Annotated in this window: 11 protein-coding genes; 6 read left to right on the top strand and 5 right to left on the bottom strand. The window is 71.2% G+C overall.

Annotation, left to right across the window (positions count from 1 at the left end; translation table 11 throughout):
• Nucleotides 1-372 precede the first annotated feature (372 nt).
• Nucleotides 373-1,227 carry an NmrA family NAD(P)-binding protein gene (locus AC068A_RS28760; protein ID WP_478589166.1) on the top strand — a complete coding sequence of 285 codons (855 nt, stop codon included), beginning with the start codon at nt 373-375 and terminating at the stop codon, nt 1,225-1,227.
• 477 nt (nt 1,228-1,704) lie between these two features.
• Entirely contained in the window at nt 1,705-2,718 is a 1,014-nt protein-coding gene (locus AC068A_RS28765; RefSeq protein ID WP_478589167.1) for a recombinase family protein, read from the top strand.
• A gap of 66 nt (nt 2,719-2,784) precedes the next feature.
• On the opposite strand, the gene AC068A_RS28770 is transcribed toward AC068A_RS28765, so the two are convergent.
• The 4 genes from AC068A_RS28770 to AC068A_RS28785 form a co-directional block, all read right to left on the bottom strand.
• A complete protein-coding gene (locus AC068A_RS28770) occupies nt 2,785-3,420 on the bottom strand; it encodes a DUF305 domain-containing protein (RefSeq protein WP_478589168.1) in 636 nt (211 codons plus the stop codon).
• A 200-nt stretch (nt 3,421-3,620) separates the two neighbouring features.
• Nucleotides 3,621-4,043, bottom strand: a complete 423-nt coding sequence (locus AC068A_RS28775) for a DUF6153 family protein (protein ID WP_478589169.1) — start codon at nt 4,041-4,043, stop codon at nt 3,621-3,623.
• A 126-nt stretch (nt 4,044-4,169) separates the two neighbouring features.
• Complete coding sequence (locus AC068A_RS28780) at nt 4,170-5,279, bottom strand: mechanosensitive ion channel family protein (RefSeq protein WP_478589170.1); 1,110 nt, start codon at nt 5,277-5,279, stop codon at nt 4,170-4,172.
• Between the two features lie 307 nt (nt 5,280-5,586).
• Entirely contained in the window at nt 5,587-6,012 is a 426-nt protein-coding gene (locus AC068A_RS28785; RefSeq protein WP_478589171.1) for a nuclear transport factor 2 family protein, read from the bottom strand.
• Nucleotides 6,013-6,177: 165 nt separating this feature from the next.
• Here AC068A_RS28785 and AC068A_RS28790 point away from each other — a divergent pair, with 165 nt between their 5' ends.
• The 4 genes from AC068A_RS28790 (at nt 6,178) to AC068A_RS28805 (ending at nt 9,077) form a co-directional block, all read left to right on the top strand.
• Nucleotides 6,178-6,753, top strand: a complete 576-nt coding sequence (locus tag AC068A_RS28790; protein WP_478589172.1) for a PadR family transcriptional regulator — start codon at nt 6,178-6,180, stop codon at nt 6,751-6,753.
• Nucleotides 6,734-7,558 (top strand): SGNH/GDSL hydrolase family protein, encoded by an 825-nt coding sequence (locus AC068A_RS28795; protein ID WP_478589173.1) that lies wholly within the window; start codon nt 6,734-6,736, stop codon nt 7,556-7,558. Before AC068A_RS28790 ends, AC068A_RS28795 begins: the two co-directional genes overlap by 20 nt.
• Before the next feature lie 94 nt (nt 7,559-7,652).
• The gene (locus tag AC068A_RS28800) at nt 7,653-8,249 is read left to right on the top strand and encodes a dihydrofolate reductase family protein (protein WP_478589174.1); all 597 of its coding nucleotides are present in this window, start codon (nt 7,653-7,655) and stop codon (nt 8,247-8,249) included.
• 96 nt (nt 8,250-8,345) lie between these two features.
• Nucleotides 8,346-9,077 carry a DUF7873 family protein gene (locus AC068A_RS28805; protein WP_478589175.1) on the top strand — a complete coding sequence of 244 codons (732 nt, stop codon included), beginning with the start codon at nt 8,346-8,348 and terminating at the stop codon, nt 9,075-9,077.
• Nucleotides 9,078-9,509: 432 nt separating this feature from the next.
• Here AC068A_RS28805 and AC068A_RS28810 read toward each other — a convergent pair whose 3' ends face one another.
• Nucleotides 9,510-9,683, bottom strand: coding sequence for a hypothetical protein (locus tag AC068A_RS28810; RefSeq protein ID WP_478589176.1), 174 nt, complete (start codon nt 9,681-9,683; stop codon nt 9,510-9,512).
• Nucleotides 9,684-9,722 lie beyond the last annotated feature (39 nt).

Below are 9,722 nucleotides of genomic sequence, written 5' to 3' on the forward strand. Positions count from 1 at the left end.
CCTCTCGTGGGGGCCATTTCTTTCTTTTTTTCCTGTTTCTTCGGCTCGCGCCCCCCCCCCCCCCCCCCCCCCCCCCGCTGGACGACCTCGGCGCCGCGACTGGCGCTCGCCCTCGGACTCGCCGTTGCGGCGGCCGCAGTCGCCGGCCTGCTCGGGTGGTTCGCATCCGAGTGGCTGCCGTCGCACACGCCGGTGCCCGACGCCGGATGGCTGGAGCGACTGCGGATCGACCTGCCTTTGTCAGCCGCTCTGGCCGCCGCCATCGTCACCTGGCGGTGGCACGGCGCGACCTCCCGGCAGCAGACGTGACCCGCCCCTCCACACCCCTTCTCCAAACCCCTCAACCGTGAAAGGCTCACTGTGATCACCATCATGGGCGCAACCGGCGCCACCGGCGGGGCGCTGCTCCGGCGGCTGACCGAACTCGGCGTCCCCTGCCGCGCTGTCAGCCGCACCCCCGACACACTGCGCGCCGCCATCGACGCCGAAGCGCCGGTCGAGATCGTCGGCGCGGACGCCGCAGATCCCGGCACACTCCGCGACGCCCTCAAGGGATCCACACAGCTGTTCCTCGCCATGGCCAACAGCCCGCGTCAAGCCGAGCTGGAGACCAACGCCATAGACGCCGCGGCCGTGTGCGGGGTACAGCACGTGGTCAAACTCTCCGCCCCGGCAGCCGAGCCCGCCTCACCGGTAGCCATCTCGCGCGGCCACTGGGGGGTCGAGGACCACCTGGCGGCAACCGGCATGACGGCCACGATGCTCCGACCCTACGCCTTCATGCAAAAGCTGCTCCTGAACGCCCCGGCGATCGCCCAGGGCGCACTCATCGGGGCGATGCGCGACGCACCCTGCAACTACATCGACGTCCGGGACATCGCCGACGTCGCCGCCGAAACCCTCCTGCGCCCCAGCCTTGCCGGCACCACGTACACCCTGACCGGCCCGCAGGCCTTCAGCCACTCCGAGCTCACCCGTCTCCTCAGCGAGCTGACGGGCCGCCCCGTCCGTTACATCGACCTGCCACCGAACGAGTTCTACAGCCATCTGTTGTCGACCGCACACATGCCACCCTGGCTCGCGAGCCACGTCGTAGAGATCCAGCAACTGGCCATTGCACGGCCGGAATCCCCCAACGACACCATCGAGACCGTCCTCGGCCGCCCCGCCAGGACGCTCCACAGCTTCATCGGCGAGCACCTGCGCGTGTTCACCGCGACCAACTGACCGACAGCTCAACTGCCCGTCCCGGATCCTCCGCCTTCTCCGGGATACTGACCCCTGTATCCCGGAGAAGGCCAGCAGGGCCGGCGTTGTACATAGGAAGCCGCCATGCGACGCCGGGCCGCGTCCGCACACATCGCACAACGCTGCCCTCCGGCCACCCAACCGCCCTCCTCGGACCAGCCACGCAGCAGCCGACCAGGGTTCAGAGACAGGCGCTGTGTTCGCGGGGCCTGCCGGTCTATCGGGACAGGCCGGTCGCCGATGCGCCGTCGACCGCCCCGTGGTGATCTTCCCCAACCCGAAGCGAGGGCCAGAGCTGTACTCGCAGCAACTCTCACAAACGTTCCTTTGCGCAAGCAAGATCAACAGATGGCCGCCAAACCCCCGTCGAACCCCGATCGGTTCTCAGAACCAGTTCTCACTCGAAAGCGGAACGGAGCCCTTTATGAGACTTGCATTGTGCGAAAATCTGGGCCCATGACGGACCCTCAGCCGCCCTCCCCGGCCGTCCGGTCGGAGGCTGATGCTGTCGAACAGCACACCTGTCCGAAGTGTGACGCACAGCCCGGCTCGCCGTGCCGCTCGCGCGGCGGCGCGGTCGCCTCCGCCTACCACACCCGCCGCTTCACCCTGGTGCCCCGACTGAAGAAGGCACTGCGGGTGCCGACCCCCGCCGACCGCGGCCCAGGCCGGCCATGGCGGCCCGGCACCCCGCCGCCGGCGCCGATCGACCCGGTCCTGCCGAGCGCGGACATCCGCATCGGTTACGCGCGCTGCTCGACCCTCGGGCAGGAGCTGGACTCGCAGCTCGACGCGCTCAGCAAGCACGGCATCCCGAGGGACAAGATCTTCAGCGAGAAGATCAGTACCCGGGTCCGCGTACGGCCCAAATTCGAGGAAGCGCTGCGGACGGCGCGGGAGGTCAAGGCACACGCCCCGCACTGCCGGGTCATCTTCACCGTGTACGAGATGAAGCGCCTCGGCCGCGACGCCGCCGAGCTCACCGCGCTCGCCGACCACCTCACCGCCCACGGCCTGGTCCTGGAGATGCTCGCCGGGCCCCTGCCCGGCATCTACGACCCCACCGGCCCGGGCAGGCTGCTGTTCGCGTTCTTCGCGGCGATGGCGGAGACCGAGCGGGAGAACATCCGCCGGTCCACTCTCGAAGGGCTCGACACCGCAGCACGCAAGGGCGAGCACGGCGGCCGGCCGCCGGTCATCACCGCCGACATGCTGCACACCGTGCTGCGGCGCCGCGCGAACGGCGAGTCCGTCGAGCAGATCCAGCCCGACCTGATCATCCCCACCGGCAAGCGCATGGGACAGAGCCCGTCCGTCGCCAGCGTTTACCGGGCGCTCGCCGAACACGGCAAGCGCGAGGCATACCCCGAAGCCGTCGAGCAGGCCCACGCCGACTTCGCCGCTCTCCAAGCCGGCGAAGTCCCCGGACCCCGCCTCGCTTACAGAGAGCTACTCGTCACTTCGCCGTAGCTTCGGGAGAACAGGGCCGGTTCAGGCGCCAAAGGGCGCCCGCACCCGGGCCGGGGCGTCCGCGGGTCAGCTCCTGCCGAGGAGCTTGTTCATCTGCGCGATCTCGGCGGACTGGGAGGTGATGATCGCCTCGGCCATGGTCTTGGCCGCCGGGAAGGAGCCCGCGGTCTGCTCCGTCCTGGCCATCGCCACGGCACCCTCGTGGTGCTTGATCATCAGCTCCATGAAGGCGGTGTCGAAGGCCTTGCCCGAGGCGTTCTTCAGCCGGTCCATCTCCTGAGCGCTCATCATCCCGGGCATGCCGTGCGCGGAGTGGTCCATGGCGCCTTCGGCGGGCACCTGCTCGCCCCACGAGGTCAGCCACCCGGACAGGGTCTTGATCTCCGGGTCCTGCGCCTTCTTGATGTCGGCGGCGAGCTTCTTCACCTCGGGGTTCTCGGCGCGGGTGGCGGCCAGGTCGGCCATTTCGACCGCCTGGCGGTGGTGGGGGATCATCCCCTTGGCGAAAGCGGCGTCCGCGGCGTTGTGCTGCCCCTGTGCGGCGGGCTTCGAGGCCGGAGCGGACGGGGCGGCCGACGTGGTGGCGCCGTCCTGCGCGGAGCTGCCGCCGTTGCCGCCGCAGGCCGCGAGGACCAGGACGGCCGCCGCGGAGGTGACGACGGCGGTGGCGGTACGGCGGACGAGAGAACGCTTGCTGCTCATGGTGGTGCGACTCCTTGGTGCGGCGCGGCCCGGTACGGCGTACGGGTGCGCGTGCGCTGGTGAGCACACGCGCGGACGGACTACGGGGTACGGGGCACGCGCGAGGAAACGGATGAAGAGGTACCGGCGGGCACGGCACCACCACGCCCCCGCCGACCGGTGTCGGGCAGGGCGGGCAGGGGCGGGCCGCGCGGGCCGCTCTAGATCCGCAGGAGCTGCAGTACGGCCAGATCCGGCGGTGCCCGGTTGGCCACCGCCGACGCCGGCACCGCACCGGGGCGCACCGGCGCGGGAGCCGCGCCCACGAGGGCGGCGGCCGGTGCCGGAGGCGCGTACGCGGAGCCGATGCCGGCCGCCGCGCAGGTCGCGTCGGCGTGGCCCAGGTGGCCGGATCCGCCGCCGGTGTGCGAGCAGACCCTGTCCTGGTCCGCGGCCGCGGCGGCATGGCCGGCGGCCATCGCGTGCCCGGCGTGCGCCGCCTGCGCGGCTGCGGCCGGACGGGCCGCGGCGGGGCTGGGCGACAGGGCGTGCATCCCGAGCACGCCGGCCAGCAGCACCAGTACCAGCAGCACGAAGCCGCGCCCGGCGGGGCGGCGGCTCGTCGGCTGCGCGGCAAAGGTCATGTGCCCATCGTACGGAGGCCGTTTCCGCGCGGACGCAGCGGGAGGGCCGTTCAGCGGTACGGCACCACCCGCCCGTACCGCCGGACGACCCTCCACCCCGCCCGCCGGACCCCCGGCGCGCGGGAACTACCGGCCGGTCTCGGTCGTCAGCACGGACGGCGAGGTCCCGCGCTGCTGGGGGAGGGCCGCGCCGAGCGCGGGCGACCTCGGGTCCCCCTTGATCGCGACCGTGTGGGTGGGTGCGGGGATGGAGATGCCCTCCTCCCGGAACCGCCGGTGCAGCCGCTTGATGAACTCGTGCTTGATCCGGTACTGGTCGCTGAACTCGCCGACGCCGAGGATCACCGTGAAGTTGATCCGGGAGTCCGCGAACGTGTGGAAGCGGACGAGGCCCTCGTGCTCGGGAACGGCGCCGTTGATCTCCGCCATCACGCCGTCGACCACCTCCAGCGTCACCCGCTCCACGTGTTCCAGGTCGCTCTCGTACCCGACGCCCACCTGCACCAGGATGGTCAGCTGCTGCTCGGGCTGCGTGAAGTTGACCATGTTCGTCTTCGCGAGCCGCGCGTTCGGGATGATCACGAGGTTCTTCGACAGGTTGCGGACCACGGTGTTGCGCCAGTTGATGTCGACGACGTACCCCTCCTCCCCGCTGCTGAGGCGGATGTACTCGCCGGGCTGCACCGTCTTCGAGGCGAGGATGTGCACGCCCGCGAAGAGGTTCGCGAGGGTGTCCTGAAGCGCCAGGGCGACCGCGAGACCGCCCACGCCGAGGGCGGTGAGCAGCGGTGCGATGGACACGCCCATCGTCTGGAGGGCGACGAGGAAGCCCATCGTGAGCACCACGATCCGGGTGATGTTCACGAAGATCGAGGCCGATCCGGCCACCCCGGTCCGCGACTGCGCCACGGACTGGACGAGGCCCGCGATGACCCGGGCGGTGCTGAGCGTGGCGATCAGGACCAGCAGCGCGGTCAGGGACTGGTTGAGCAGTCCCGAGACCCTGCTGGTGAGGGGCAGCATCGAGCCGGCGACCGCGGCGCCGGCGAGGAGTGCCGCGCCCGGAGCGACGGGCCGCAGTGCGTCGACGATGATGTCGTCGCCCGCCCACCGCGTCCGCTCGGCGTGCTTGGCCAGCCGCTTCAGGACGGCTCGCAGCAGGAGGGCGGCCAGGGCGCCCGCGGCGAGCGCGATCCCGGCCGTGAGCCAGTCGTGCAGGACGAGGTCGCGGTTCAACGGACGCCCTCCGTGGCCTGCCGGGCCGGGGGAGCGGCGACGGGTGCTGCCGGCCGTCGTATGGAGTGTGTCGTCACCTTGCCACCTGTCAGTTTGTCGTGCATGGGGGCCTGTTCGGGCGTACGCGTGTACGCAACCGGAACGGATGGCCATCCTGCCGCATGGGGGTGGCGGTGCCGCGACCGGGCCGGTCGGTCGCCGGATTCCCCGTTCCGACGCCCAACCGGCCACGGCCGCACGGTTCGTGGCGGTGCGTAAGCGGACGGCGCCCCGCGCTACCGCGGGGCCTGGGCGCCGGCCGGGCGCGCTATGCCGCGCCCGGGACCAGGCCGTCCGCGACCAGGCCGGCGAGCACGGCCTCGCCGAGGGTGTGCACGGCGGACTGCGGCCGGACCATGACCGTGAACTCCTTGACCCGGCCGTCCTCGGCGAAGTGCAGCAGGTCGATGCCGTGGACCTCGCGGCCGTTCACGGTCGTCCGGAACAGCAGCACCGCGGACGGGGTTTCGCCGCCGTCCGCGCTGGTCTCGGAGGCGCCGTCGAAGCGGCCGATGTAGCGGAAGTCGTCGAAGGTCCGCAGCAGGACCCCGAGGAGCCCCAGCACCATCGGCCGGCCCTCGAACGGTGTGAACTTGACCGGGCTGAACAGGCGGACGTCCTCGGTGAACAGCTCCTCCATGGCGGCGAGGTCGCGGCTCTCGACGGCGGCGCGGAAGCGATCGGCTGCGTTCATGGCTCCTCCGGCTCTTCGGTGCTCGGGCAGGCGGGTACTCGGGTACTCGGGTGTTCGGGTACTCCGAAACTCGAATACTCAGAAATGTGAGTAGTCAGGTTCTTGAGTATCATGGGCCGGTGCGGCCCTGCCAGAGGGCGGCCCGAGGAGACGGGAGACGGCCCCATGGCCCTGCGCCACGCCGTGCTGGCAGCCCTGCTCGACGCGGAGCTGAGCGGCTACCAGCTGGCCAAGTCCTTCAGCGTGGGCGTCGCGAACTTCTGGCACGCCCTGCCCCAGCAGCTCTACGCCGAGCTCGCCCGGCTGGAGAAGGAAGGCCTGGTCGCCGGGCGGGAGGTGGTCCAGGACACCCGCCCCAACAAGCGCCTGTTCACGGTCACCGGTGCGGGGCTCGCCGAGCTGGAGCGGTTCACGGCAGCCGCCGCCAAGCCCTCCTTCATGCGCGACGACCTCGTGGTCAAGGTCCACGCCGCCGACCACGTCGACACCGCGGCGCTCCTCGCCCAGCTCACCGAACGCGCCGAGGTGGCCCGGGCCAAGACCGCCCTCTTCGGCCAGCTGCTGGAGAAGATGCGCGGCGGCCGCAGCGAGGAGGAGTTCCTCCGCCACGGGGAGCGCGTCGGCCCGTACCTGACCTGCCTGGCCGGCATCGCCTACGAGCAGGCCAACGAGCAGTGGTGCGAGCGCACCGCCACCGTCCTCGAGGAAAGGGAGGCCGCCCATGCCCGCCGACGGCACTGACCCGCACCGCGGACACCCCGGCGAGCCGCCGTACGGGTGCACCGGCCGCTACGAGCGGTACGTCGCCCTCGGCGACAGCCAGACCGAAGGGCTCGGCGACGGCGACGACGCCACCGGCCTGCGCGGCTGGGCCGACCGCCTCGCCGAGCAGCTGGCCCGCCACCACCCCGGCCTCCGGTACGCCAACCTCGCGGTCCGCGGCCGCCTCGCCGGCCAGGTCCGGGCCGAGCAGCTCGCCCCGGCCCTCGCGCTGCGCCCCGACCTGGCCACCGTGGTCGCCGGGGTGAACGACCTGCTGCGGCCCCGGTTCGACGCCGACGAGGTGGCCGGCCACCTGGAGGCGGCGTTCGCCGCGCTCACCGCCCAGGGTGCCCGGGTCGCCACCGTGACCTTCCCCGACGTCTCCCGGATCACACCGCTCGCCCGCCCGCTCGCACCCCGCGTCACCGCCCTCAACCACCGGATCCGCGAGGCCGCCCGCCGCCACGGCGTCGCCGTCGCCGAGACCGCCCACCACCCGGTGGTCGCCGACCGCCGCCTGTGGAGCCCGGACCGGCTGCACGCGAGTCCGCTCGGCCACGCGCGGATCGCCGCAGCGGTCGCCCAGGCCCTCGCCGTCTCCGGCAGCGACGACTCCTGGACCCGCCCCCTGCCGCCCGTACCGCCCGTGACCCGACGCCAGGCTGCCGCGGCCGAACTCGGCTGGGCCGCCGGCTTCCTCGGGCCCTGGCTGCTGCGGCGCGTGCGCGGCCGCTCCTCCGGCACCGACCGCACCGCCAAACGCCCCCACCTCCTGCCCGTGTGACCGGGATCACGCGTGCCGGAACGATGACTCCGGCCCGCCGCGGGTGTCTCCATGTGAGTCACCACAGAGATCGACAGCAACAGGAGCGAGTCCCATGCGTATCGTGGTCAGCGAGTTCATCAGCCTCGACGGTGTCGTGCAGGCCCCCGGCGGCCCCGACGAGGACCGGGACGGCGGTTTCGCCCACGGCGGCTGGACCCACCCGTTCTTCGACCCGGAGATCGTCGGCGGTGCCTTCGCCGACGCCGTCTCCCAGGCCGACGCACTGCTCTACGGCCGCCGCACCTGGCAGAACATGGCCGCGGCCTGGCCCGGACGGGCGGGCGACCCCTTCGCCGACCGGATGAACTCCCTCCCCAAGTACGTGGTTTCGGACACCCTCAGGGAAGCCGACCTGACCTGGGAGAACACCACCCTCGTCGCCGGTGGCGGAGCCCTCGGCCGCATCCGCGCGCTCCGCGACAGCGCGGGCGGCGACCTGCTGGTCATGGGCAGCCCCACCCTCGTCCGCACCCTGATCGGCGAGGGCCTGGTCGACGAGCTCCGGCTCATGGTCATGCCGGTGCTCCTCGGCGGCGGAAAGTCCCTCTTCCCGGCCGACGGCGGCCTGCACACCCTCGAACTGGTCTCCGCCACCACCAGCCCGACGGGCGTCCAGGTCGCCACCTACCGCACGACCGCCCGCTCCTGAACCACTCCGCCCCCTCCCGGCCGCGGGAGGGGGCGGGTCCGGGGCCGGAGAAAAAAAGACATGTGGCCGGTTCTGGTGTGCTGTTAGGTTTCTCCCGTGCCGAAGTTGAATCAGATCATCGCCGTTGAAAAGGGCGTCAAGTCCAAGTCCCTCCAGGAACTGACGCAGGCCCACCACGATGTCCAGAAGCCCGCGCTGCTCGCCGGCATTGCGCGTACCTACCAGCCCAAGGACGAGGAGGGCGAGCAGCTGCCGCCCGAGTCCACCCGGGTGCAGGTCAAGGCCGAGGACGTGCTCCGGGCCACGGCGACGACCCTGAAGCGGCTCTTCGACGTCACGGCGACCAAGGACTGGGCGAACCGCACGGCGGCCGCGGACGTCGTCGTCGACGGAACGGTTCTGCTGCCCCAGGTCCCGGTCCCGTACCTGCTCTTCCTGGAGAAGCAGCTCACCGACCTGCACACCTTCGTCCGGAAGCTTCCGGTGCTGGACGCCTCGGAGTCCTGGACCCTCGACCCCTCGACGGACTCGTGGAAGACGGACGCGGTCCGCACGATCCGCACCAAGAAGGTCCCGCGCAACCACGTCAAGGCGGAGGCCACGGACAAGCACCCGGCCCAGGTCGAGGTGTACTACGAGGACATAGCCGTCGGGTACTGGACGACCGTGAAGTTCTCCGGCGCCCTTCCGGCCCGGCGGGTCAACGAGCTCCTGGACCGGTTGGAAAGGCTCCAGCAGGCCGTCAAGTTCGCCCGCGAGGAGGCCAACGGCGTCGACGTCACCGAGCAGCGGGTCGGCGATGCGGTGTTCGGCTATCTGTTCGGGTAGCCTTGAGACTCCCTCCTTTTGAGCGGGGAGGGTGCGCGTGAAGCGCAAGCTGAAACTGAAGTTGAAGCTGACCGAGGGGTAACGGTTGGGGGTTCGAATCCCTCCCCCGGCACACGAGCCGGGGTGGCCCAAGTGGTAGAGGCGGCCCCGTAAATCTCAGATTCTCGCTCCAGTCTCAGTATTCGCCGCCGAACACCGGATCGACCGAGCGTGGACGATCATCGATGGATGGGGGTTCAAGTCCCCTCTGTGCCTCTCTCGTGGCGCGGTAGTTCAAAGGTAGAACACATCGATCTCAGAATGATCCGCGACTCTTAAACGCCGCCGGTGTGCGCAATTGGGTGGCACACAGGAGCCCGGGAGCTGGACATACTCCCGGGCTCCGCCACATGCACGCCCCGCCGGACAGCCCTGCCCCGCAGCGGAACCGGCTCAGCCGGCCCGGTGGTGCACGCTGCGCTGGCCGGGGACCGTCCTCAGCCGGGCAGGATCCGTACCCGGCACCTCGGGATCGGGGTTGCGCCGGACGGGCGCCGCCGGCGCCACCGCGAGGAGGGCGATGCAGCCGAGGACCGCGACGAGGATGAGCACCGTGACAAGGGTCATGTTTCTGCCTTCCGCCGGGTACTGAGTGCCTGTCACCAG

The organism is Streptomyces sp. NPDC043854, assembly GCF_056436005.1.